This window comes from Paenibacillus sp. FSL M7-1414, from assembly GCF_038003195.1.
GTDB lineage: Bacteria > Bacillota > Bacilli > Paenibacillales > Paenibacillaceae > Paenibacillus > Paenibacillus amylolyticus.
Genome location: NZ_JBBOOS010000001.1, coordinates 6,337,440 through 6,363,709 on the forward strand (window position 1 = coordinate 6,337,440; position 26,270 = coordinate 6,363,709).

Genomic DNA, 26,270 nt, shown 5'->3' on the forward strand with positions numbered 1-26,270 from the left:
TATAAAGCTAAGGGGCTTTTTTTTTGAATGAGAGCTCTAATTTTAATAAACTATAGGAGGTCATAGTTGTATATGTTATTTAGGTCCAGAACAAGTCTTTACACCTGTTGTTTACTTGTTATCTTTCTTATTTCTATCACAGTTGTCGGTATTCCAGGCACAGCACTCGCATTACCCATTGAAAAAAAGGAACTTCCCCAGGTCTCATCCAAGGAACATTTACGGTTTCGGGCTACATTTAGTGGAGATGTACAGAATGGTCAAATGGTGGTGACAGTAAAAATGAGTACGACCAGCTTTGACACGGGTGAACGAATGAATGAGAAGTTTACATTTAATCAGCCGCCAATCAAAAATATGAAGAAGTCATCAATAGATTTGAATTGGAGGAATCGAGGGCAAGGCGAACTTACGATGACACCTGCCGGATTGAAGGCCTATGGAATTATCGATCCTGAGGATGGTGTCGGTGGAGTACTCTTTGAGTTTAATCTCAAAACTGAGACATTGAGAAAAGTTGTGGATCTACCTACTGACGCTACGGTGTTCGTATATCCTTCAGCAGGCGCATATATGCTAGAAAGTAATTCTATTCGCAATCCTGCATCCTACTTGTATCGCATTACAGATAGCAAACCCATTCCTACAGCTACACGTTATCCAGACCGATTTAGTGGTGTTGGTGAGAGGTTCATGCCCTGGTTCAAAAAATATCCAAGTTATGGAACTCACATTATTAGTAGTACTGATTCAAAGAATCCAACCATGTTTACCTTGATTGATGGTCAACTAAAGAAGCTGGCAATTCAGGCCTCTACCGAGGAGTCCAATATTGGATATACACGCAGAATCATTCCTTTTAAGAAAGAGCAATTGGAGCTATACATGCCTCATACATACACTCCTTTTTCTGAAAACACAACAACTCTCAGCTACAATAAGGGAAAAAAGAAAAAGATCCTGTTCAAAGGCAAAGGATATCTGATGACCTTTATGTCACCGAATCAAAAATACATGTTGCTCTCTCAGGAAATCGTGGAAAAGGGAAAGCTCCAGCAATTAAGAATGTATCTATATGACTTATCCGGCGATCCCAAATTGGTACGTGAAATCAAACCTCATTATGGGTTGGGAAGTCGCGACGTAGTATGGTTCTCCGATGATTTAATGATGATTAATTACAGCACTGGTATGCCAAGCACATTTCCACCTGTCTTCTATTCAGTAACAAGTGATTATGCCATACCTGCAGATGATCAGACCTTCATGTTTTATAAGTCCTATAGTCATCCAGAGAATTACTGGGACAATTTCAGCTATGAACAATTAAATTCACTTAACGATCCTGTACCTTTTATCTACAATGGCAAATATCTTGTTTTTAAAGGGCAGGGACCCTTCTCGCTAAAAGGAAAAACGTACTTTCCGATTAAAGCATTTGCCGAACAAACCGGGGTAACCCTAACAACAGATGCTACGCATGTCAATTTAACAAAAGACAATAACACTGTGACTCTATTCAAAAAGGATCTTCCAAAATCATTTGGTAATTTATATATGTCTACCGGAGATCTTCGAAAGCTCGGTTTTAAATTTACAGATGCCGGTGCACACGGATTCGAATTTAACGACTCAAGTTCTACCGTTCAAACAGAATAACTACATTCACTTGTACTTCCGGATTCGTATGAAGCATCGTCCGGAAGTGCTTTTCGTTCATGATAACGAACTCATCGTTAAATAAACGTCATATAGACTGACATAGAAATACTTCATTTTAATCAAAATCACAAAAAGTACAGATCCTTTTGTCATTTGAAACAAATGAACGTTAGATTTCAGCTCATCGGCTGTAATTGGACTTATAATATGGATTAATTATGCAAGTTGACGGATTCCAGACTCCAGATAGATCACATGTGATTGGGGAAGGAAAGGTGGTTGAGTGGGGGAGACAACGCTTCAAATTCAAGTCAGAGACATGTTAAAACGTCCCGTGTTTCGCAAGGCAGAAGTTCTAGCCAGTGAACGCGCACTGGAGCGATATGTTCGCTGGGTTCATATCATGGAGGTTCCTGAGGTAGGGGACTTGCTCAATGGAGGGGAATTGGTTCTTACGACAGGCATTGGCTGGCAGGAAGGTGAGCAGCATGGCCTGTCTTTTTTGCGTCAGTTAATTGCACGTGGGGCTGCTGGACTCTGTATGGAACTGGGGGATCACACCAAGTCGCAGCTCGGGGCGATGAAAGAAATTGCAGTCGCCGCGGATTTCCCGTTGATCTGGTTTCACGAACAAGTCCGTTATATTGATATTACGCAAGACTTGCATTTCACCCTGATTCGCAGTCATCAGCGGATGATTGCCGAACTCGACAGTCTCACCACCTCGTTTAACCAACTTCTTCTGAATGGAGACGGGGTACAACCCCTGCTTCGATTATTGTCACGAACAACCGGATGTGCCGTGGCGTTATATCCACTTGAAGGGGAAGCGAGTAGCGTTCCCTATTGCTCTCCAGAGCAGCTGGAGGCTCGTCGGCAGGATTGGTTTTTGCAGCGGGAACATTTGGCGGGGGAGGATATTCCGAATTTAATGCAGCTGTCAGATAACACATTGGATGTGATCAGCATGCCTGTTCAGGCGTTGGACTATACCTTTGCTGACCTTGTGCTGATGCATCAAAAGCTGCCGGATCACGATTCAAATATATCAATCAAACCCTCAGATGAATTCGTCATTCAGGCACTGGAACGTTGCGCGGCCGCGATTGCCCAGGACTGGATGCGAACCAAATACATGGAAGAGAAACGTCGCTACAAAGAAGATATGTGGGTCATTGACTGGCTTAACGGACATCACTCCACGAAGGAAATCCATGAATATGTATCCACCGTTAATCCCCTTCTCGCAACGAGCAAAGCCACCATAATCTTATTCGACAGCAACCCCGCGTACACAGATAGCCTCAGACTTCAGAAGTTGTTGATCCAACGCAACATCGTTGCCCGTTCCGTGTTCGCTCGGGAGAATTTCACCCTCTACAGCACCGTTCTGAACCACCAAATCATACTTATCATTCTCGACCCACTACCTGGATCTCAGCGCAAAAGCAGTCTCTGGCGCTGCATCGAACAGCTGCAGCAGCACGAGCAGGAACAGACCCACTGCCTCTTCTCAGGCCTGATCGGTATCAGTCATAACTGCACAGACCTCTCCCGTCTCAAGGATAGTCTGGAATCGGCGAAGGAGACACTGCGAATTCAGAAGGACAGCGGTGTGATGCAACAGCCCTTTTACAGCAATCTTCATTGTTACCGCATCATCGCTAGTATGAAGCAGAGTGGCAATCTGGATGATTTCATCGAAGAATATTTGGGGCCGCTCATTCGTTACGATGTGGAGAAAGGAGGTCAGCTGCTGCGGACCCTCAAGCAATATTTGGTCCTGTGCTGCTCCAAGCAAGAGACGGCCACCGCTCTATATATCGTCAGACAGACACTGTATCACCGTTTGGACAAAATCGAAGCCCTTTTGGGAGAAGACTATATCCTCCCCGAGAAAAGGGTCGCGATCGAACTTGCCATCTACGCCTATGAGTACGTACACGGCCCGATCGCATGAAGAGCTTCATTATGGTCTACGCTCCCCGTTGCTCCTGAAGCTGGCGAATCAGAATGTGACTGAACCATTTCCGTCCAGACGCCGTGCCCACGTATTGCTCTTGTTTCTCTTCGGGAAGATCCGGGTGCCCCCATATGACGTGAGCACCCTCCAGATGTTCCCGTACCGCATAGATCCGATAACCCTGTGCAACCATTCGCTCTATGGCGATCCTCTCGGCTTCAAACACATCATGATCCGACATCAGCTTCTCCCTCCATTCACTGCCGACACAGGCTGTTTCATCGGTATAGGTGCGCCTGCATCGTATTTAGCACGCTTCACATATTGGCCTGCCCCTGCTGTTCCGGCATACTGTCGATCTCGAATGACATACTCCCCGCGGCACAACACCGTCACCGGACACCCCTGTACCTGCATGCCTTCAAATGCGCTGTAATCCACGTTCATATGATGCGTATCTGCCGAGATCACTCTGTTTACAGATGGGTCAAAAATAACGATATCCGCATCTGTCCCTACAGCCAGAGTCCCTTTCTGCGGGAATAATCCAAATAACTTGCTCGCTCTTGTCGAACATAGATCGACCCACTGATTGAGCGTAATCCGCCCCTTGACTACACCTTCCGAATACAGAATGCTGAGGCGATCTTCGATGACCGGCCCTCCGTTCGGAATTTTACTAAAATCATCCTTGCCCAGGTCCTTCTGCCCTTTGAAATTAAACGAGCAATGATCAGAGCCAATCGTCTGCAACTGACCGCTTTTCAATGCATTCCACAATACGTCCTGATGAGCCGCTTCCCGCAGCGGTGGTGACCAGACATACTTTGCACCCTCAAAGTCCGGCTGATCCATAATCGACTGATCCAACGTCAAATACTGAGGACAGGTCTCCCCCCAGATTCGGTAACCCATTTCACGCATACGCGCGATCTGCTCTACAGCCTCCGCACAGGTCACATGCACCACATACAACTGTGAATCCGCAAGTGCAGCCAGACGTGCAGCCCGGCCTGTCGCTTCTCCCTCCAGCATGGATGGACGAGTCAGCGCATGATGAATCGGCTCCGTTCGTCCTTCGGCGAGCGCCTGTCGAACCAGCAGGTCAATAACATCACCGTTCTCGGCATGCACCATGACGAGTGCGCCATACTCTTTTGCCTTTTGCAACGTCTGGAAGAGAACCCCGTCATCGGCCTGAAACTGGTTTTTATATGCCATGAACACCTTGAAGGATGATACACCCTCTTCTTCAATGATCTGCGGTAACTCTTCCAGCACCTGATCATTCATCTCCCCAATCATGAGATGGAAACCGTAGTCGATGGCGGCTTTACCCTCGGCTTTGGCATGCCATTCCTGGAGAGATTCGATTAATGGACGGCCTTTTTGTGTCAGACAGAAATCAATGATCGTTGTTGTACCACCAAAGGCTGCCGCTATTGTTCCCGTTGCAAAATCATCTGCGGTTACCGTTCCACCGAATGGCATATCAAGATGCGTATGCGGGTCGATCCCGCCCGGAATGACGTAACAGCCCGCTGCATCCACAACCTCCGTTCGTTCGTCAGGCATCAGTCCGATACCAATCTGTGTGATTTTACCCTTTTCGATCAAAATATCTGCTTCAAAGGTATCTGACCCCGTGACCAACACACCATTACGAATCAATTTGCGGGTACTCATGATATCGCCTCCTTGGTTGATTGATCTCTAACCGATTGCAGCATCGCAATCGCAGACTGACGTTCATTCCAGGTTACAGGTTCCTGCTCAGACACAAGCTCAACCATCTCAATCGCCCCATCCACCGGGCAAACAATCGAACACAGATTACAGCCAACACAGTCCTCTTCGACCACTTCCAGATAGGAGCCGGACGGGTCGGTCAACATATCAATACACTGATGCGAGGTGTCCTCACAAGCAATATGGCATTTGTTGCAATTGATGCAGATATCGCGGTTGATGCGGGCGACGACTTTGTAGTTCAGATCGAGATTGCCCCAATCCGAGTAACGCGGAACCGTCTGACCTACCAGTTCTGCTACACTGCTTAGACCCTTTTCATCCAAATAATCATTCAGCCCATCAATCATGTCCTCCACAATGCGGAATCCATGATGCATCGCTGCGGTACATACCTGAACCCCTGTAGCGCCCATGAGCAGAAACTCTGCGGTATCCCGCCAATCAGATATGCCACCAATCCCTGAGATTGGAACACCTACCTCCGGATTACGCGCACACTCGGCAACCATGTTCAGTGCGATGGGCTTTACCGCTGGGCCACAGTATCCGCCGTGCGCTCCTTTGCCGCCCACATGCGGCACGGTATTCCACGAATCCAGATCCACACCTGCGAGAGAGTTAATGGTATTGATCAGAGAGATCGCATCCGCGCCGCCTCGTACAGCTGCCCGGGCTGTCGCCGTAATATCCGTGATATTCGGCGTGAGCTTCACGATCACCGGTGTGGTCGCCACTTCCTTCACCCACATCGTCTGGAGTTCTACGAGGTCAGGTTGCTGACCAGAGGCGGCTCCCATACCTCGTTCGGCCATGCCATGCGGGCAGCCAAAGTTCAGCTCCAGGCCATCGACGCCGACGGCCTCCACCTTTTTGACAATCTCATGCCACTTCTCTCGCGTAGGTTCCACCATCAGTGAAGCGACAACCGCGCGATCCGGGAATCGTTTCTTGGTCTCGGCAATCTCCCGCAGATTTACTTCCAGCGGACGGTCCGATATCAATTCAATATTGTTAAACCCCGCCACCCGCTGTCCGCCAAAATGGACCGCCGCGAAACGGGAGGATGTATTGATAATTGGCTCACCCAGTGTCTTCCACACCGCACCACCCCAGCCCGCCTCGAACGCACGCTGAACCTGATATCCCGTATTGGTCGGTGGTGCAGAAGCCAGCCAGAATGGATTGGGTGATCGAATACCTGCCAGATTAATGGATAAGTCAGCCATAATGATCCCTCCTTGGTGTTGTTTGAACATATTAGTTACACTGGACACTCCGTACCTTGTCTCCCTCGCTGCTCAAGCCGTCTCTTCGACCTGTCCAGGCAACGCCTTCATGACAGCGGCGGCGACCAGCTTACCCTGCTGTGCAGCCGAGACAACCATCGCCTCACCCTGACCCTGACCAAAAATGACATCTCCTGCCGCATAGATCTGAGGATGCGAGGTACCGTACGTATGCGGTTCGATCTCGACGACGCCCCAGTGGTGACGCAGCCCAAACGCTTCGATTAATGGTAATAAACGATGTTGCCCAATCGCCCGGATGACCGTATCACATTCAATCATGAACTCCGATCCCTCCACAGGCACGGGCAACGCACGCCCACCGCCAGGCGGAGTAATCAACTCCATTTTCACGCATTCCACAGCTTGAACCCGACCATTCTCGTCTCCAATAATACGCTGCGGCATCGTAAACCAGCGGAACTCCACACCCTCCTGCTTGGCAAACGTATATTCAAACGCATACGCCGTCATCTGGCTTTCCCCGCGCCGATATAACATCTGCACCCGCTCGGCACCAAGACGTACCGAACAGGTTGCTGCATCTATCGCCGTATTGCCCGCGCCAATAACGGCGACCTTCAGACCATTCAGCGCGGGCGGAACACCTTGCTTGGTAGACTCCACCAGTTCAATCGCATCATAGACACCTTCGAGTGTCTCCCCTTCAATGCCCAGCATAGGTACTGAACCCATGCCACAGGCCAGAATGACCGCTTCATGTTGCTCCAGCAACTGCGAAGCAGGAATATCCACACCGATGCGCACCCCATAACGGATCTGTACACCAAGTGCCTCCACCTGCTCCACTTCCCATAGCGCAACCGATTCGGGCAAACGGAAGGATACGATGCCGTACGTGTTCAGCCCCCCGCCTTTAGGTTTGGCTTCATATATCGTCACCTCATATCCTGCACGCCCCAGTTCACGTGCTGCCGACAGTCCTGCTGGCCCCGCTCCCACAACAGCAACGGTTCTCCCATTGGCAGGTGTTGCCTGGAATAACGGCTCATTCTTCGCCCGCGCCCAGTCGGTGGCGTAACGCTGCAAGTCACCAATGCGAATCGGCTTCGACGATTCGTTCAGAACACATGCACCTTCACACAATTCCTCTGTGGGACAGACACGTGCGCAGCTGGCTCCAACCGGATTTGCATCCATGATGGTGCGGGCCGATCCTTTCAGGTGCCCTGTTGATATTTTGCTAATAAAAGAAGGGATATTAATGTCGGTTGGACAGGCTTTGATACAAGGTGCATCGTAACAGTACAGACAGCGGTTCGACTCCTCCATCGCTTCCCTTCCTGTCATGGCGGGTTTCATCTCGGCAAAACGACTCTCCCACCCATAATCGGATAACGTTGTTCCTGAGCTGTTCATCAATGTCATGCACCTCCTGAAGTTTGATCCGCGCAGCTTCCAGCTACTTTTACAGACTAACCAGATGTTCGTACGTTTCCGGCCTGCGATCGCGGTAGAACTGCCACACATTACGCACCTCACGAATCATCTCCGTATCCATCTCGCCAATGACGACCTCATCCTGATCCCGGCTGCCTATCGCTACCATTCTGCCTCGCGGGTCCACCAAGTACGACTGTCCATAAAATTCACCCATATTCCACGGCGCTTCCACGCCGACCCGGTTGATGGCTGCAACGTAATAGCCGTTAGCTACCGCATGAGCGGGCTGTTCCAGTTTCCACAGATATTCCGATGTACCCGCAACCGTAGCTGAAGGATTGAAAACAATCTCTGCCCCCGCCAACCCGAGCAATCGTGCGCCTTCCGGAAAATGACGATCATAACAGATGTACACGCCGACTCTGGCGTAGGCCGTATCAAATACCGGAAACCCAAGGTTACCTGGTTTGAAATAATACTTTTCCCAGAACCCATTCGTGCCCTCACCTGCTTCCACATGCGGGATATGATGTTTGCGGTATTTGCCCAGATACGTACCATCCGCATCTATAACGGCTGCCGTATTGTAATACGAAGCAATGCCCTCCAGCTCGTACACGGGTAAAATAATCACCACCGCAAGCTCCTTTGCCAGCTCCTGAAAACGTCTGGTCGTCGGTCCTTCCGGCACCGGTTCAGCGGATGCATACCATTTGGGATTTTGCTCTGTGCAAAAGTACGGGCCATAGAATACTTCCTGCAACCCGATGATCTTGGCGCCTCTTGCAGCCGCTTCACGGACCAGCGCAATGTGTTTCTGAACCGCAGCTTCTTTGTGCACCTCAACAGGAGCCGAACCTTCAATCTCATGAGAAGCCTGGATTAATCCGATGCTGATTTTGCCCATAACGTCACAACGCCTCCTCAGGTAAAATGGTTGGTTGGTTCACTCCACTACACATCCTCCGAATGGTGCGATATAACAATTCCGTGCCAAGTCCAATATCCTCCGGGGAGGAATATTCGCTGGGATGATGACTGATGCCATCCTTGCTGCGGACAAAGATCATGCCATAATCACACACAAGCGAAAGGGCCAATGCATCATGGAACGGACCACTCATCAGCTCTGGCAAAGTAACCCCGATCTCTTCCGCGGATGAACGAATCACCGACATGATTGACTCTGCACAATACCGCGGCTCACTGTTCGTATCCTCTGTCAGCGAGTAGGTTAGACCATATCGGAAACTCACGTCATCCAAAATGTTCATCAATCGGGCTTCAAGCCGGTTCCTGCGCTCCATCTCCATGTCTCGTAAATCAACCGTGAAGCTGACTTCCTCCGGGATGATGTTACGCGAGTCTGGAAACACCCTCAGACTTCCCACCGTACCTACGGTTGGGACTTCCGGGTCTTCTCTCACCATATCGTCAAAAGCCGCAATGACTTTGGCGCTACCTACCAGAGCATCATGCCGCATTCCCATCGGAACGGAGCCGGCATGACCCGCCATGCCTTTCATCGTCACCGTAAGCCACAACGGACCCGAGATGCCCGTCACCAGACCTACTGGTGCATTCATCGCTTCCAGCACCGGCCCCTGCTCAATGTGCAACTCCAGATAACTGCCTATGGAACCTGGCGGATAGATCGCCTCTTCAAAATCCGAAGGAGAACAGCCAAAGGCTTCCAGTGCCTCCCGGCGGGTCACTCCATTTTTATCCTGCCGCTCCAGTTCGCCTTCTTCCAACTGACCCGTTATGCCACGTGAGCCGAAAAGGCCTTTGTTAAAACGGGAACCCTCTTCGTCGCAAAAGGCAATTATCTCAATTGACATTAGGGGCTGAATGCCATTTTCGATCAGGCATTGCACTGCTTCGAGCGCGCCTAGCACACCAATCGCTCCATCATATCGACCGCCATAAGGCTGAGAGTCGATGTGGGAACCAATCATGAGGAGCGGCAGCGCCTGATCCGCACCCTCCAGACGACCAATCAGATTACCGAAGGCATCAAGTCGTGTCGTCAGACCGGCATTTTCCATCCAGAGACGAACTTGTATGATGCCATCCATATCTTCCGGGGTCAGGGCAAGTCGGCAAACACCCGTCTCCGAGATTCGGCCAATCTGTGACAACTGCTCAATTCGCTCATTCAGCCGAAGCTGATTAATGAGTTTGCCTGTTGTGGTCTGCATCCTTCCTCGCCTCCTTGCGCTTATTTTCGCGTAATGATATGAAAATTTTCATTTTGCTTGCTAAACCGTAAACGCCTGTCGTACCTGTGTATGGCAACTAACCTGCGTCCAGACTACGTAGCGCAATGAGCAAACTTCCAGCGATCAGATCCAGCTCTTCCTCGGTGGTAACAAACGGCGGAGAGATCGTCAAAATGTTTGCAAACCCCGGTACGGTATCGCCGTTCTTGCCAATCAGGATGCCATCCCTTTTACAACTGGCGAGTACCTTCATTACTTTATCCGCCTCCGCAGGAGATCCGTCTGCTTCAATCAATTCAATGCCACAGGCGAATCCGAATGAACGGATATCCCCCACAATGGACAGCTCCAGTAGTGGCTCCAGCTTCTCACGAAGCAGATATCCCAGTTCTTCCGCCCGGCTGACCAGATTCTCTCGTTCCAGAATCTCCAGATTTGCCAGTGCCACCCGGCAGGACACCGGATTTCCGCCAAATGTATTCACATGGCGAAAATGGGCATCCGGTCCGGGTTCGCGGAACGTGTCATACAGATCGGCTCGCACGGCCGTTGCCGATAGCGGCGAATACGCACTGGTCATGCCTTTTGCCATCGTCACGATATCTGGCTGTACACCATAGTTCTGATGACCAAACTTCTGCCCGGAGCGACCAAAACCGCAGATTACCTCATCCACAATGAGCAGCACGCCATAGCGCTGACAGATCTCTTGCACGGTACGCATATAATCCGGCGGGGGCACAATCATGCCGCCTCCTGTAATCACTGGCTCCATAATTACTGCGGCAACCGTCTCAGGACCTTCCCAACGAATCACCTCTTCATAGATGGTTGCACATTCGAGTCCGCATCCATCCTTGTTTCGTCCAAACGGACAGCGGTAACAATACGGTGGTGGAACATGAGAGAAACCTACGCCGAGTGGCTCGTATTTGATCTTGCGGGCGGCTTGCCCGGTGGCGCCCAGCGCTCCCATGGAGTTACCGTGATAGGCACGGTGACGGGAGATGAATTTGTGCCGAGTAGGCTCACCATTCTGATGGTGGTACTGACGGGCTATTTTGAAAGCCACCTCATTCGCATCTGAACCTGAGTTGGAGAAGAATATTCGATACTCCCCCTCCAGCCATTCATTCAGCTTCTCCGCCAGCAAAATCGCCGGTTCGTGACTCTGCGTCATCGGGACATAAGCGAGTGCTTTCATCTGTTCGTAGGCACTCCTCGCAATCTCCTTACGGCCATGGCCCACATTCACACACCACAGTCCCGACATCGCATCCAAATAACGCGTACCATCCTGATCGGTGATCCAACTGCCCTCCCCGCTTACTGCAATCATCGGATGATCGTTATGAGGTGAGATGTGATGCCATACATATTTGCGATCCTTCTCCAGCCATTCTTCCTTCGTACCGCCAAGCGGCTGGGGCTGCTGATCTACAGAACTCATTCGTCATCCTCCTCCACGCGCTTATTTCACCGCTTCTTCATAGATGCTTTTCTCCAGCGCTTCATCCAGGTTGGCGGCTTTTTTGATCAAACCATAGTTCAGTGCAATATCCGCAGTTCGGGTAAACGACTCATCCACAAAGCTGCCGACTTGCTGCTCCGTAAATCCTTCCGGGCGAATCAGCTTTGCAATCTCTTCGAGCATCGTGACCTGATGTTCACGGGTGGTGCTGCCATCCGTCACATTACTCATCACGATATCCACCGTCTCATCCTGATTGTCGATGGCGTAATTCCAACCTTTCAGAATGGCACGGGTCACTTTAGCCGCAAGCTCACGGTTGTTGTCTACCCAATCCTTCTTGGCAATCAGCGTATCCTCCAGCATCCCAACACCGGCATCTTCAATATTGAATACATCCAGATCGGATTCTTTCATCCCACTTTCCAGCACCACGTGAAATTCGTTATAGATCGTTGCCGTCGCCACATCTACCTGATCGTTGAAAAACTGATCCATCGTGAACCCCTGCTTCACCAGTTCAATATCTTTCTTCGGATCGAGTCCATTCTTCTCCATAAACGCGAGCACCTGAAACTGCTGACTGCCAAACCAGGTACTGACCTTCTTACCTTTCATCTGAGCCGGATCAGTAATGCCTAGGGACTTCTTGGCAATCAAACGATAACTGCTCTTCTGCGAGATCTGGGCGAGCGAGACGAGCGGCAGGCCATTATCCCGACTGACTAACAGACTGTCTACACCCGTAATGCCCACATCGGCCGCACCATTGACCACCTGCTGCTCTATCACGATATCCGGACCACCCGGAATAATCTCGGCATCAATGCCTTCATCTGCAAAAAAACCTTTTTCCTTCGCTGTATAGATCCCGGCAAACTGCGCCTGCGGCACCCATTTCAGTTGAATTTTCACTTTGGTTAAGGGTTGATCTGCTTCGCCCGCCCCTCCTGAACTCGCAGCAACAGGCTCAGCCGCTGGCTCGGACTTCGTAGAACATGCACTCAGCATCGTAACAACCAACAGGACCAATACCAGCAAACCCGGCTTCAACATTTTGTACATGTACAGAACAACCCCCTGTTTATATACGATTTATCAAGCATCAGTCCGTGTTCAAAAAGTCTACTTTTCAGTACCGTGGACTTTTTGAACAACCTCTATCAGGTATTACGATCTATGAATCTATGGTTGGTACCCTGATGTAAGTTATGGATTTATGCGTGCGCGATTCCACGGAATGAGTCGTTTTTCTGCCAGGACAACCGCTTCATACAACACAATGCCGAGCGCGGCGGCGATAACAATGCAGGACCAGGCCAAGGGCATGTTTGCCAGTCGAATCTGATCCGAGAGCAAGTACCCCAGCCCCTGGGAGGCGATGAAAAATTCACCCACAATGGCCCCGATAATACTGGTCGACATATTGATCTTCAGACCGGCGAAGAGGGAAGGCAGCGCATGAGGCAGTCTCAGCTTCCAAAAAAACTGCATCCTGCTCGCGGCAAGGCCACTCAGCAGATCACTGTACTGCGGCTGAATGGAAGTCAGCCCTTTGAACAGGCTAACAGCCATCGCTGCCATCGTAATCACCGTGACGACTGCAATACGCGACCAGATCCCGTCTCCGAACCAATTGTTCATAATCGGGGCAAGGGCCACAATCGGAACGGCGTTCAGTGCCGACAAAACCGTAACCGCCGCCCTGCCGCTTGTTGGAAAGAACGATGCACCTGCCGCTGCCAGAGCACCCAACAATGAACCGAGCAAAAAACCTCCCAGCATTTCGGTTCCGCTATACATCGCGTATCGAAAGAGCATATTGGCATTTTCCTGAATGGATGCCGCAATCGCGGAAGGCACAGGCAGTTGGTAGCTTTCCAGCGAGAATATCCAATGAAACAACCTGAGCTGCCAGAGGGTGAGAAACAACAAACCCGCACCCCAAGGAAGCATGCTCAGTACAATTGAGCGCCTGCGAACGCTGGTACCCAATCTGGCCTTTTCGGCTTGTCCCTGTTGTCCGTGAATTTCTGATCCTGGAGCAGATGTTATCTGTGAACCCGTGAGGGGCGTAGCCGCGCCAGTTACAGCAGCAATAGCCACACCTTCATCACGCTTCCGTTGCAAAACTCTACCTTCACTCATGTGGCATCGCCTCCTTTGGCCCTGAATTCAGGCTGCCAAGGGGTTAGCCAACGTTCAGCCAGACTGATGGCCAGATATGAGATCAGGCCAATGCCAATGCTAAGCATGATGGTGGCCCAGAACATGCCAACTTGGGCATGGCCGTAGTATAACGAACTGACCATCAGGACGCCGAGCCCGTCGGGGGCGCCCATCAATTCCACAACGATGGAGGAGGTCACCGCCAGCGGAGCGGCTATTTTCATACCAGAAAATAGTCCCGGAAGTGCTGAGGGCAGCAGACATTTGATATATCGTGCAGTCAGTGAAGCTCCATAGGAACGCATAAGCTCCAGATGCTCTGGTGCTGGACTTTTCAATCCTTTCAACGTATGGATGATGATCGGGAAGAAAGTGACATACGCAGCCATAACAATCCGCGCCCACTCCGCGTTGTGGATGATCCCGTACACAATTGGTGCGAGACCAATAACCGGAACCATCTGTGAGGAGACAACATATGGAGATAACGTGCGCTCTAGCCAGACAGCCCCGCTCATGAGTAGAGCCAGACCCAGACCAAGCAACGTTCCCCCTCCAAAACCAATGGCTGCATTGCCAAACGTGACAGCCCCCTGCTCTGCGAGCGTACCCGAGTAGCGAAACAAGGCTGCAAGGACTTCGTGCAGATAAGGAAGGCGAGACGCCGCCTGCTGAGGTGACAGGAACAGTTGGAGCATCCAGGCGATTCCTTCCCATAGCACCAATATGGCCATAATCCAGATGACAACCCAGGATCGATATCCCGGTTTAAAGAACCGCAGGGACATGAGATTCATCACGCTCCTCGTAGAAGCAGTTGCGAATGGTTGCGATCATATGGTAGAAGGCTTCCGTTTCTCTCAGTTCACTATGACGTTCGGAAGGCAGATTTACGGAATGAATGGAATGTACTTGCCCCGGATGTGCCGAGAGCACGATGATCCGGTCGGACAGAAATACGGCTTCGGGGATGCTGTGTGTGACAAAGAGGAAGGTCTTGCCTGTTGAGCGCTTGATCTCAAGTAGCTCCAATTGAAGTTTTTCTTTCGTGAATTCGTCCAAGGCAGAGAAGGGTTCATCCATGAGCAGCAATGGTGGATCAAGTGCAAGCGCACGTGCAATGGATACACGTTGCTGCATTCCGCCACTGAGCTGCCATGGATAATGGTCTGCGAAGCGGGTTAACCCTACCATTTCAAGCAGTTCACTGCTAATGCGGCGGCACTCCTTACGGCGGGTACCCAGCAGTTCCAAGGGCAATTCCACATTGTGACGAACGGTGCGCCAATCGAACAAGGCGGGTGTCTGAAAGACAATGCCGAACTGCCGCTGTAGCCGAGCCCGCTCAGGCTCCTGGCCTGCAATGCGTACGGTGCCTGAGGTGGGCTGAAGTAGATCACCCACCAGCCGGAGCAAGGTCGACTTGCCACAGCCGGAAGGGCCCAGCAGAGAGACAAACTCATTAGACTGGATCTGGAATGTAACATCCGACAAGGCAGTCACTTGTTGTGTACCTGTACCAAAAACAACGGACACATGATCTACATCAATATGGCAGGCTTCGGGGACTGTGGCTGAGGATATGGAGGACATGGGCATTCTCCTTTGTGGGAAGTTGTTTTCATTGCACACCAAGGCTGAATGGGAGGTTTATATACACAAACGTAACAGGTTTTGCTTGTTAGATAATACTATATCGCTTTGGGCGGGGATTACATTATACAGTGTGTTTTGAGTATGGGCCTGTTCATGTTACACAATGTAAAATGAGACGGATTCTCATATACATACATGTGAGTTTTCTTCGTAGATAGCTAACATACATTTCACCTAACAACAAGCGCACGATCATTTGTATTTATTGATTAAATATTCGGAAAATATGACATATCCCCTCGTATTCTTGCTCGTTTTCTTGTATAAAGATTGAATAGAGAATCCAGAAATCGGGGTGGTCATGATGTTTGATTGGCTGGGATGGAGAAAAGGATTACCGCTGTGGCGATCGTATCGGTTGAATGCACATATGAAGGAAGATGTGGAACAGATTTTTGAGGGGATTGCCGAAACGAGACGGCAGCTTATGATGGACTGGGCAGATGAACAATGGAATCACCTGGATCGTTTGCTTCAACAGATACAGTCGGTCCAATTACAGGATGTATTACAAGGTTCACAGCAACGAAGCAAACTAGATGCATGGTTTCAATCCAGTTATATTCGAGCCATAGACAGTACGGAGCTATTCATGCTGAACGAACAGAATCAGGTGGTATTCTCTACATATAAGAAACATATTGGACAGATCTATGAAGATTACGAAGCTTTAATTGGACCAGGATTGAAATACTCCAGAGCAGATCGTCATGGCAAAAAATGCTTGTATGTTCCATATTCTGATCCACTGACGTTGGATATTGGTCCCCGCTCGTCCGCTTTTCACGATGATGTCACCTTGCTGTTTATCTCCCCAATCCTGCAGGAAGGTCGATATGTCGGTTCATTATGCAGCCGTGTTCCCGGGGATGTACTCGGTGACCTGATCCAACGAGAATCAGGTCATATCTATCCCGATTCCGGTGACAATTACCTCTTTATGGCTGAGTCGATATTACGGCCCCATCTGCAACCCGGCACCGCCTTGTCCCGAAGCCGCTTCGAGGATCGTACTTTTACACATGGGGAAAATCTCAAAGATGGCGTCACCACCGAATGGGGTATCGTTTCCGTTAAGGAGCATACCGAGCTGGAACTCATGTTCACTGATCCATCGACCGGAGAACTACACCCCGGAGTAGCAAACACCATTCAGAATGGTTCCAATCTGTTCGTAGCCTTTCCCGGCTACTCGGATTACCGCCATATTTCTGTGATCGGCAAAGGCATCACCTTCCAGCTGCCACACTGTCCTGATCGCTGGGGCATGATGTGTGAAGGGGATCTGGAGGAAGTGTATCGGATACGAAGCATCGGCTGGCGCCAGTTCAAGCAACACAGTCTCTTCACGCTTTTGTCAGGCGTTGCAGGAGCAGCTCTTGTCTATGCCTTCACTGGTAGTGGTTGGAGCGCGGCAGCAATGGCCGCTTTTAACGTGTTATTTGGATTCTTCACTGCACTACAGCTGCATCGTAGCCAATATCAACGAGTTCATGAAGACTTGCGTCGCATCAGCCGATTTATTCGAATTAACGCCGAAGGCAGGGGTGATCTGACCCAGCGCCTGAACACGTCTGCTTTTGCCCAAGATGAATCAGGTGAACTGGCGAAGTGGATCAACAACATGATTGATTCTCTCGAAGGCATTATGCTGAAGGTACAACTTGCCACGGTAGACGTTATGGACAACCAGTATCAGATGCGAACCTCAACAGAGACAACCCAAGGCACGACTGAACGTGTGAACCACAAGCTTGGTTCGATGATTCAGGCCATTCGCACCCAACTGGAAGATCTCGACCAGGCCAAGATCGCTGCTGATCACATGCGCATAACGCTGCAACAACTGGAGACCTCTGCTACCGAACAGATCAGCGTGGCCCAGCAGGAAGTGGAACGAATCGGCGATAAAATGACCCAAATCTCAGGAGCGGTATCCGATACTAACCGTACCATCCTGTCCTTCATGGATACCATGAAAGAGATTTACCGTGCACTGGCTGTCATTGATGAAATTTCAGCTCAGACCAACCTGCTGGCTCTGAATGCTACCATTGAAGCCGCACGCGTGGGCGAACATGGCCAAGGGTTCTCGGTCGTGGCAGGGGAAATCCGCAAGCTAGCCGAGTTATCCCGCTCTTCAACTGAAAATATTCATCAGATTCTGGACCGAATCTCAACGGCAGCAGGAGCTGCATCCCAATTAATCACAGAGGGTGATCAGGTGCTGGCTGAAGGAACAACACTGGTTCAGGCCGCTTCGCAACTTTTGCAAAATGCTACCGCTGAAGAACCTGAACGTACGCAAGTCGTGGATCAAGTGGTCATGCTGATGGAGAATATTGCTGCAATCAGCCATCAAAATCGGGCGACTTCTGCCGAGGTAGAAGCAGAAATGATGGAGCTGATCCGTGATATGTTGCAGGTTCAGCATTCTTCGCATAACGTGGAAGCCATTACGGTTTTTCTGCAACAACTCGTGGGACAATTCCATCTGAATCACCCCGCCAAAAATGCTGTCATCTGACGTCATCGTTGACGCGGATTGGAGAAATAGCTAAAATTTGATGCAACTGTTCCTTTTGAAATTGTCGTATCATTTATAATAGAAGATTTCCAATCTGAACCGATGAAAGGGTGGTCTGCATGGAACTGCTTCAGGATTCATTTGGCCGGATACATGACTACATCCGTATTTCTGTTACGGACCGCTGTAATTTACGCTGTGTGTACTGCATGCCTGCAGAGGGTATGGAGTTTGCTCCGCATGATGAGATTATGAGCTACGAAGAAATAGCACAGGTGCTGAAGGTACTTGCCCCGATGGGCATGCGCAAAGTCCGACTCACCGGGGGCGAACCGTTGGTACGCAAGGATCTGCATAAGCTCGTCAGCATGATCTCGGCAATTGACGGGATTGACGATATTGCCCTGACTACCAACGCTCTTCTGCTGGACAAACAAGCTCAGGCGTTGAAAGATGCTGGGTTGAACCGGATTAACATCAGTCTGGATTCCCTGCGCGCTGATCGCTTCTCCATGATTACCCGCGGCGGAGATGTGAACAAGGTACTGAAAGGCATTGAAGCTGCAACAGCTGCTGGCCTTGCTCCGATCAAGCTGAATGTTGTGCTGATGAAGGGTATCAACGATGATGAAATCAAAGATTTTATTGCAATGACGATTGATCAACCTCTTCATGTGCGTTTTATTGAATATATGCCGATTGGACAGGCTTCGGATTCATGGCGCAAATCTTATTTGCCGCTGGAAGCCGTGACAGATGTATGTGCTGAAGCAGGCTGGACGGTAGAGAATACAACAGGCCCTGCGGGCAATGGCCCATCACGCAATATGAAAATTGCGGGCTCCGAAGGCACATTTGGATTGATTCATCCCGTGAGCGATCACTTCTGTGACAATTGCAACCGACTTCGGTTGACCGCTGATGGACATATCAAAGCTTGCCTCTACTGGTCCGATGAGTATAATGTTCGCCGCTTCGTGGATGATCCGAATGCCATGGCGGCACTTTTCCTCAAAGCGCTGGGTACGAAACCAAAGAATCATGAGATGGCTCTGGCTTTGGAACAAAAAATGCAATCTCATACGCCGACTGTACGGCGCATGTCCCAGATTGGCGGATAACAACAGTACGCAATATAACTCAACCGCGTATTCCTGCATATGGATATATATCTTTACCGTCAGGATGACCTCTTCACACAACGGATGAGGTACCGCTGGCGCGGTGACCCCTTACGTAAATCAGCTTTCATAACGTGAAGTGGAGCGTGTCATAAGGCATAGGTGGATAGCCAAAGCAGACAAGAACATGATGTTCTTGTCTGCTTTTTCGTTATATTTTCATAAATTTCTGAAAATCATCAATTCTCCTGTTTCATTTGTTGAAAATTTAATTAATATACGTTATGCCCTTATCAGGCCTTCAAGATCAACCTCATTCTGACGATGTATACAATACATCTAGATGATACACATACATTATAGGAGCTGAACCTTATTGAACATCGTTGAAGCACTCGTTGCAGCAAGTCCATATTTTAAAATTATGCTGAAAGAACACGATATCATGATTGCGGTAACCGACACGGAGAAGTTCTGGTATTATGTTCCCAGCAACGAACTCGATCTGGGCATCAAGGCAGGAGACCCCGTTTCCCTCGATGACCCTACACTCCGCCGGGCACTTATACATGGGGAAACTTCAGCGAACCGTATTGATGCAAAATTCTATGGCACATCAATCAACTCGGCGGCCACCCCACTTCGGGATGAACAAGGAAATATCGTGGGCACACTTGCCATTGGTTTCTCTCTTCAGAACGAGGAAAAACTGGAGCACTTCACTGAATTGATCGGTGGTATCAGCGGAAAATTAACAGATATGGTGCAGACGGTAGCCGCCCAATCCGAGCAATTGACGGCATCTTCCACGCAGATTTTGGATAATACCCGCATGGCTGTGCAGAACTCAGGCGAAGTGAACAAAGTCGCCGCATTCATCCGTGAAATCTCGGAACAGACCAATCTGCTCGGCCTGAATGCAGCCATCGAAGCGGCCCGAGCAGGTGAAGCAGGCGCCGGATTCAGCGTCGTTGCATCTGAAGTGCGTAAACTTTCTACAGGTACCAAAGAAGCTACGGTGAATATCGAACGTTCCTTGAAAGATGTTCAGCATTCCATTCAGCAGATGGAGCAGGAGATCACATCCATCTCACAGTCTAGCAACCAACAGGCGGTGCTGGTAACCGAGTTCAGCGAGGTCATTGATCAGTTGAACAGTGTAAGCCGTGATCTGAAAGTGTTTATTGAATCCATGTTGCTGAAGGCGGAATAGATCCGATTACGATGACCCTAATTCAAATGACCAACCATATATAAGAGACACAACACCAAAGCGTTATCGAGCACTACAGTTCCAACTCAATAACTTGATCACCAGGCATGCTGATAATCACATTCAGCATCCACATTGAACTCTCCGTGCGATTAACGTCACGGGGAGTTTTTTTATTTTAACAAGTGGGCCCGCCACATCACGGTCCATTTATGAATAGATGAGCTTCCACAGCATCATAACTGCCAGCCCAACCATGACTACAGCGGACAACCGATTAAACACCAGACTGATGCGTCCAGTTCGATCCGTTCTGCCAATCACCCTGCCTGCGCCTGCAAGTCCCAAGAACCATATCCACGATACAGCCGCGGCTGTTAGGGCAAAATAAATGCGCTCCACCCCTTCATACTGAAGTGAACTGGTGCCAATCACGGCAACCGTATCCAGCAGAGCATGAGGATTGAGTAAAGATACCGATGCGGCGAACGCAATTTGTCGCCCCGCTGACATTACCGTCCCCGAACCTTCCACAGATTCGGACGACCTCCAGATACTCCATGCCATATATAGCAGAAACAAGCTTCCTACTGCATACAACACATTCGCTAGCAATGGCCATTGCAACAAAATGAGCGACACCCCTCCAACGGCTGCCCCGATCAACAACGTATCACTGACCCCTGCCGTTATTACAGCAGGCAGGGCATGTATATAACGCCTCTGGCTCATGCCTTGGTTAAAAATAAATACATTCTGCACACCCAGTGGCAAGATCAGGCCAAACGCCAGAACCACTGCGTGAATAACAACCTCCATCGCGCTTCCCCCTTATCTCTGTATTCCATAGTAGGGCAGATGATGGCTGACGTAACCAACCACTTGGATGGCATCAGACCCAACCAAATGATATATTGTTTGTTACAAAGAAAACCGGAGGTGATTCTGCCAGTTATGGAACGTTCTGATTCTCGGCTAAGCATGGGGTGGAAGCCGAACCCTTCTCTCGACTTGCCCTTATATCGCCAGATTGAAGCCTATATCCGGCAGAAAATCACAACGGGCGAATGGTCCGCAGGATATCGTCTCCCCTCACAGCGATTATGGGCTGAGTCCATGGGGGTAAACCGCAGTACATTGGTCACTGCCCTTGATAATCTGGCTGCCGCTGGTCTGATTGAAGGCAGACATGGCGGGGGAACTTATATTTCCGGCTCCGGTTGGCATGGTATGGCTCACGGAGCGAAGCCCAATTGGAACGAAGCCATTGAGGAGGGCTGGTATTATCCCAACCTGCCCGAGATCCAGCAGATTAATCAGGCTGAATTCCGGCCTGGCATCATACGTCTTGGTACAGGGGAGCTTGCCCCGGAGCTGATGCCTCAGGATGCTTTCAACGACATTCTGTACTCCCTGTCCCATAGTTCTCGTACACTCAACTATCTGGAACCTCAAGGAAGCTTGGAGCTTCGTGAGGCTTTATCCGTCCATTTGCAGACTACCGGCATTCAGGCCTCTCCAGATTCCATACTAATCGTATCCGGCTCTCTTCAGGCGCTACACTTGATTTCGGTCGGACTGCTCCCTCGCGGATCAGCGGTTCTGCTGGAAAAACCGTCGTATCTCTATTCGATTCACGCCTTTCAGTCGGCAGGGTTGAAAATGAGTGGCATCCCTATGGATGACGAAGGATTGCATATTGTACGTCTGGAGGATGCTGCGCAGCATGTAAAAGATCAAGACCACATCTCGCTTCTCTATACGATCCCGAGCTTCCATAATCCCACCGGCTCTGTGATGAGTGATCACCGCCGGGAAGAACTCATGACCACCGCTCGAACAATAGGCATCTCCATACTGGAGGATGCCGCCTACAGTGATCTGTGGTTGGATAAACCTCCTCCGTCATCGCTGAAGGCGCGTGACCAGGAAGGACGGGTGCTGCATATGGGCACCCTGTCAAAGGCAGTCAGTCCTGGACTGCGCCTCGGATGGCTGGTTGGGCCAGAGCCGGTCATTCGTCGTCTCGCAGATATCAAGATGCAGACCGATTATGGTACCAGTTCACTCGCCCAAGAAGCTGCTGCCCTGTGGTTCGCAGAAGGACATCACGCTGGACATATGGAACGCCTTCGTCCTGAACTTCGCAAACGCAGAGACTTCATGCTGGAGCTGCTTCAACGTCACTTCCATGGGATTGCGGAGTGGGAAATACCCGCTGGCGGGTTTTACATCTGGCTGCAATTCACTGTCTCTCCGCTCTCTATCCGCCAATTGTTCCATACCTGTCTGGATCAAAATGTACTTATCCACCCGGGTTATCTGTATGACCGGTTAGATGCGAGTCATATTCGGCTGTCTTACGCTTATGCTTCCCTCGATGAGATGGAGCGTGGACTACAATGCCTGGCAGAGGCTGTCCACAGGCTTATGGATTCTGGCTCCTGACTTCGACGAATGCTTTTTCCTGATTTCACAATCAAAAAAACAGCCTTGACCTTGAAGGACCACGTCCTTCAGATCAAGGCTATTTGCGTAAGTTTCGAAAGTTTGGCCGAATAACAGAACGGGCAAACACCAGATGCGCTGCGGGATTCCTTTGAACGTTCTATCCTTTGACCGCACCCTCTGCAATACCCTCCATGATGAACTTCTGGAAGAACGCATAGATCAGAATAACCGGAATCGCAGTCAGTACCAGGGAGGACAGAATCAACGGCCATTCCTTGTTATATTCACCAAACAGCATGTTCGTGGACAGTATCAGCGTATAACGATTCACATCGGTCAGCATGAGTAGTGGCAACAAAAAGTCATTCCAGATCCACAGGAAGTCCAGAATCGCGATGGTGACTGTGATCGGCAGCAAGAGTGGGAAGATAATCTGGAAGAATGTCTGGAACTCATTACATCCGTCCATCTGAGCTGATTCTTCCAATTCACGCGGAATGGACTTCACAAACCCGTGATAGAGGAAGATTGCCATGTTCACGCCAAGTCCGATATAGATCAGGGCCAATCCGTACGTGCTTCCTTGCACCCCCATGCCTTTGGCTACCCGTGTCAGCGGAATCATGATCGAGTGGAACGGCACCAGCATGGATGCAACAAACAGGAAGAAGATCAGGTTACTCAAACGGCCGGAGGTACGTGACAGCTTGTATCCCGCCAGTGAGGCACAGAAGACGATACCACCGATCCCCAGAAAGGATACAATTGCCGAGTTCATGGAACTGCCCAACAGATTGATTTTGTTAAACGCGTCCGAATAATTCTCCCAGTGCAACGTTGTTGGCAGCGCGAGAAAGGATTGGAACATCTCACCCTGTGTTTTGAAAGAGTTCACCACCGCCATGTAGATCGGCAGCATGGCGACGAGAGAGCCCAGAATTAGCAGCAGTCGAATCAGATAACTGTTCAGTCGTTGCATCCTCATGCCTCCACCTCTTTCTTCTTCATGACGGTGATCTGGATGAGTGTAAAGATGAGTACGATGATGAACAGCACAACCGATTTGGCACTCGCATAGCCGTATCTGAAGTTGTTGGAGAACGCTTCTTCATAGATGTTCATCGTGATCACCTGCGTGGCCCGACCCGGTCCGCCACCAGTCAGTCCATACACCACTTCAAACACTTTGAATGCTCCGTTCAGCGTCAGGAAGAAACAGATGGTCACGGCATGAGTTATCATCGGCAACACTACATTACGCAGCACCTGGAATGCGTTGGCCCCATCAATAACAGCCGCTTCCTTGAGACTTTTCGGGACACCCTGGAGAGCAGCCAGATAGATGATCATCATATACCCTACACCGTTCCAGAGCGATACGATCAAAATGGAGTAAAATGAAAACTTCGGATCACCCAACCATTGCTGGTCGAGGAACGAAAAAGCCAGTTTCTCTGCGAGCTGTGGCAGCACCTGAGAGAAGATGAAGGTCCACATGAAAGCACTGATGATTGTACTGATCATGTTAGGCATGAAGAACAGCGTCCGGAAAAGCCCTTTGCTGCGCGTTCGTGACTCAATCAACACGGCGAGCAGCAAGGCAATTCCATTTTGCAGAATCAGCATAAATATTACATATTTCATCGTGAACCACAGAGAGTTCAGAAAGTCAGGATCTTCTTTGAACAATTCCACGAAGTTGCCCAGACCGATAAAGCTGTAATCCTGATTAAGTCCGTTCCAATCCGTCAGACTATAGAACATGCCACTAAACGTGGGATACAGCAGGAAAATCGCATAGATGACAAAGGCAGGCGCAGTGAACGCGAGCAGTGACAGATACTTCTTGAACACATTCGTAGCCATTGGTTCTCCCCCTTTTCACTCGAAGCGGATGATTGTAAACGAGGGAACGAAGAACGTTCTGCCTGCCGTATCATCTGCTTGGAGACTCTGACGAAACAAAGTACCGCTCATTTGTTGACAAAACTCTCAGACCGTTGAGATTTGCCAACAAAAGCGGATACTCCTTTCCTCACAGCTCCTTACTTGTTGACTTTGTTGTAGGATTTCCACGCCTTGTCGAGCGCATCGATAACCTGCTGTTGATTTAATTGCCCAGAGTAGTAGCCTTGCAACGCTTTGCCTGACTCGTCTTTCACCGCTTGAGGGAGGGATGGGTCCTCATAGGCTTTACCTTCACTCACATATTTCTGGGCATCGTCTACCCATGGGAAGCTCTTGAAGTCATGGATCTTGGCAATCGGATTGAACTTGAGTGCTTCGAAGAATGCACTTGAATCCTTGTCATCGAGAATGTAGTTCACGAAATCGAGTGCCACTTCTTTGTTTTTGCTAGATGACGATACTGCCAATGAAGTGGAGGTGCTCAGATTGATTTTGGTATCATCCGGATTGTCATTAATCGGCATCGGTGCTACACCAAAGTTCAAGTCCGGGTTGGATTTCAGAATGGTTTCGGCAAACCATGGTCCCTGAATCCACATCGCGGCGCTTCCTGATGCGAAGGCTGCTGAACCATCATCTCCGCCCACTTCCAGCGCTTTGTCCGTTCCATTGGCATTGACGAGATCAAAGATATCAAACAATGCTTTCATATCGGAGAAGGAGCCCTGATCCTGATTCATCTTCTCCACGAAGTCTTTGTGCTCAGACTGAGTTAATGCACCCACGGTAAGTGGCAGGAATAATTGCGGAATCCAGGCTTCTTTGTAGGACAGTTCAAACGGTGTAATGTTGGCTGCTTTGAGTTTCTCCACGACCGCTTTCATTTCCGTTAACGTCGTTGGCACTTCCAGCCCTTGCTCTTTGAAAATATCTTTATTGTACAGATAGCCCCATGATACTGTTTCCGATGGAATAGCTACGATTTTACCCTCCGCATCCGTTATGGAAGGTTTAACCGAATCCAGCAGCTTATCGACAAAAGGTTGGCCCGACAGGTCTTCCAGATAACCAGCTTTGCTGAATGGTGGAATCTCATTGACTGCATGCAGGGCGAACACATCTGGTGCATCATTGGAGGCGAGTCGTGTCTTCAGAATCTGAGGGGCATTGTCCGCTGGCGGCATCTCCAGTTGCACGTTCACCTCAATGTTTTTCTCTGCTTTCTCCTTGGCTTTGAACTGTTCTATATATTTATCGTAATGTTCTTTCAGCCGAGGTTGTGCAACGAATACTTTGAGTGATACCGTGCTGCCTGATGCCGATTCCTCCTGCCCATTGTCCGTTCCTGCATTGGAACCGCAACCTGCGAGCAGAACACTGACCAGTACTGCACTTGCTACGCTTTTCCATACTTTCATCTCTTATGACCTCCCGGTGTGTAACTGGTTTGTCTTTCATAGGCTCA

Annotated in this window: 21 protein-coding genes; 6 read left to right on the plus strand and 15 right to left on the minus strand. The window is 49.8% G+C overall.

Annotated features, from left to right (window positions below; translation table 11 throughout):
• Nucleotides 1–66: 66 nt before the first annotated feature.
• Both MHH92_RS27725 and MHH92_RS27730 read left to right on the plus strand, forming a co-directional pair.
• Entirely contained in the window at nt 67–1,659 is a 1,593-nt protein-coding gene (locus tag MHH92_RS27725) for a hypothetical protein (protein ID WP_340907256.1), read from the plus strand.
• A 286-nt stretch (nt 1,660–1,945) separates the two neighbouring features.
• On the plus strand, nt 1,946–3,622 hold the full coding sequence (locus MHH92_RS27730; RefSeq protein ID WP_340907257.1) for a PucR family transcriptional regulator: 1,677 nt from the start codon (nt 1,946–1,948) through the stop codon (nt 3,620–3,622).
• Between the two features lie 16 nt (nt 3,623–3,638).
• Here MHH92_RS27730 and MHH92_RS27735 read toward each other — a convergent pair whose 3' ends face one another.
• From MHH92_RS27735 to MHH92_RS27785, 11 genes are all read right to left on the minus strand, one after another.
• A complete protein-coding gene (locus tag MHH92_RS27735) occupies nt 3,639–3,866 on the minus strand; it encodes a hypothetical protein (RefSeq protein ID WP_062836929.1) in 228 nt (75 codons plus the stop codon).
• The gene (gene hydA / locus MHH92_RS27740; protein ID WP_340907258.1) at nt 3,866–5,311 is read right to left on the minus strand and encodes a dihydropyrimidinase; all 1,446 of its coding nucleotides are present in this window, start codon (nt 5,309–5,311) and stop codon (nt 3,866–3,868) included. Before hydA ends, MHH92_RS27735 begins: the two co-directional genes overlap by 1 nt.
• Nucleotides 5,308–6,603, minus strand: a complete 1,296-nt coding sequence (gene preA / locus MHH92_RS27745; RefSeq protein ID WP_253503738.1) for an NAD-dependent dihydropyrimidine dehydrogenase subunit PreA — start codon at nt 6,601–6,603, stop codon at nt 5,308–5,310. The genes hydA and preA overlap by 4 nt, the downstream gene beginning before the upstream one ends.
• Nucleotides 6,604–6,675: 72 nt before the next feature.
• The gene (locus MHH92_RS27750; protein WP_253509318.1) at nt 6,676–8,043 is read right to left on the minus strand and encodes an NAD(P)-dependent oxidoreductase; all 1,368 of its coding nucleotides are present in this window, start codon (nt 8,041–8,043) and stop codon (nt 6,676–6,678) included.
• A gap of 49 nt (nt 8,044–8,092) precedes the next feature.
• A complete protein-coding gene (locus tag MHH92_RS27755) occupies nt 8,093–8,974 on the minus strand; it encodes a nitrilase-related carbon-nitrogen hydrolase (protein ID WP_339191020.1) in 882 nt (293 codons plus the stop codon).
• A gap of 4 nt (nt 8,975–8,978) precedes the next feature.
• A complete protein-coding gene (locus MHH92_RS27760) occupies nt 8,979–10,268 on the minus strand; it encodes a M20 family metallo-hydrolase (RefSeq protein WP_340907259.1) in 1,290 nt (429 codons plus the stop codon).
• A 97-nt stretch (nt 10,269–10,365) separates the two neighbouring features.
• Nucleotides 10,366–11,739, minus strand: a complete 1,374-nt coding sequence (locus tag MHH92_RS27765) for an aspartate aminotransferase family protein (RefSeq protein WP_340907260.1) — start codon at nt 11,737–11,739, stop codon at nt 10,366–10,368.
• A 21-nt stretch (nt 11,740–11,760) separates the two neighbouring features.
• Nucleotides 11,761–12,825: an ABC transporter substrate-binding protein gene (locus MHH92_RS27770; protein ID WP_340907261.1), complete on the minus strand. Its 1,065-nt coding sequence runs from the start codon at nt 12,823–12,825 to the stop codon at nt 11,761–11,763.
• Nucleotides 12,826–12,969: 144 nt separating this feature from the next.
• Entirely contained in the window at nt 12,970–13,908 is a 939-nt protein-coding gene (locus tag MHH92_RS27775) for an ABC transporter permease (protein WP_340907262.1), read from the minus strand.
• Nucleotides 13,905–14,717, minus strand: a complete 813-nt coding sequence (locus tag MHH92_RS27780; protein ID WP_340907263.1) for an ABC transporter permease — start codon at nt 14,715–14,717, stop codon at nt 13,905–13,907. Before MHH92_RS27780 ends, MHH92_RS27775 begins: the two co-directional genes overlap by 4 nt.
• Nucleotides 14,698–15,522 carry an ABC transporter ATP-binding protein gene (locus MHH92_RS27785; protein WP_340907265.1) on the minus strand — a complete coding sequence of 275 codons (825 nt, stop codon included), beginning with the start codon at nt 15,520–15,522 and terminating at the stop codon, nt 14,698–14,700. Before MHH92_RS27785 ends, MHH92_RS27780 begins: the two co-directional genes overlap by 20 nt.
• Before the next feature lie 364 nt (nt 15,523–15,886).
• On the opposite strand from MHH92_RS27785, the gene MHH92_RS27790 reads away from it, so the two are divergent.
• The 3 genes from MHH92_RS27790 (at nt 15,887) to MHH92_RS27800 (ending at nt 20,446) form a co-directional block, all read left to right on the plus strand.
• Complete coding sequence (locus tag MHH92_RS27790; RefSeq protein WP_340907267.1) at nt 15,887–18,112, plus strand: methyl-accepting chemotaxis protein; 2,226 nt, start codon at nt 15,887–15,889, stop codon at nt 18,110–18,112.
• A gap of 119 nt (nt 18,113–18,231) precedes the next feature.
• Nucleotides 18,232–19,233 (plus strand): GTP 3',8-cyclase MoaA, encoded by a 1,002-nt coding sequence (moaA, locus tag MHH92_RS27795; protein WP_100528370.1) that lies wholly within the window; start codon nt 18,232–18,234, stop codon nt 19,231–19,233.
• A 376-nt stretch (nt 19,234–19,609) separates the two neighbouring features.
• Entirely contained in the window at nt 19,610–20,446 is an 837-nt protein-coding gene (locus MHH92_RS27800; protein ID WP_076319250.1) for a methyl-accepting chemotaxis protein, read from the plus strand.
• A gap of 210 nt (nt 20,447–20,656) precedes the next feature.
• On the opposite strand, the gene MHH92_RS27805 is transcribed toward MHH92_RS27800, so the two are convergent.
• The gene (locus MHH92_RS27805; RefSeq protein WP_340907269.1) at nt 20,657–21,265 is read right to left on the minus strand and encodes a LysE/ArgO family amino acid transporter; all 609 of its coding nucleotides are present in this window, start codon (nt 21,263–21,265) and stop codon (nt 20,657–20,659) included.
• Nucleotides 21,266–21,400: 135 nt separating this feature from the next.
• Between MHH92_RS27805 and MHH92_RS27810 the strand changes: the two genes are divergently transcribed.
• Entirely contained in the window at nt 21,401–22,894 is a 1,494-nt protein-coding gene (locus MHH92_RS27810) for an aminotransferase-like domain-containing protein (protein WP_340907270.1), read from the plus strand.
• Nucleotides 22,895–23,054: 160 nt separating this feature from the next.
• Here the strand turns inward: MHH92_RS27810 and MHH92_RS27815 are convergent, their stop codons facing one another.
• From MHH92_RS27815 to MHH92_RS27825, 3 genes are all read right to left on the minus strand, one after another.
• Nucleotides 23,055–23,882 carry a carbohydrate ABC transporter permease gene (locus tag MHH92_RS27815; protein ID WP_047840740.1) on the minus strand — a complete coding sequence of 276 codons (828 nt, stop codon included), beginning with the start codon at nt 23,880–23,882 and terminating at the stop codon, nt 23,055–23,057.
• On the minus strand, nt 23,879–24,763 hold the full coding sequence (locus MHH92_RS27820) for a carbohydrate ABC transporter permease (RefSeq protein ID WP_047840741.1): 885 nt from the start codon (nt 24,761–24,763) through the stop codon (nt 23,879–23,881). Before MHH92_RS27820 ends, MHH92_RS27815 begins: the two co-directional genes overlap by 4 nt.
• Nucleotides 24,764–24,942: 179 nt before the next feature.
• The gene (locus tag MHH92_RS27825) at nt 24,943–26,223 is read right to left on the minus strand and encodes an ABC transporter substrate-binding protein (protein ID WP_340907272.1); all 1,281 of its coding nucleotides are present in this window, start codon (nt 26,221–26,223) and stop codon (nt 24,943–24,945) included.
• Between the last annotated feature and the right edge of the window lie 47 nt (nt 26,224–26,270).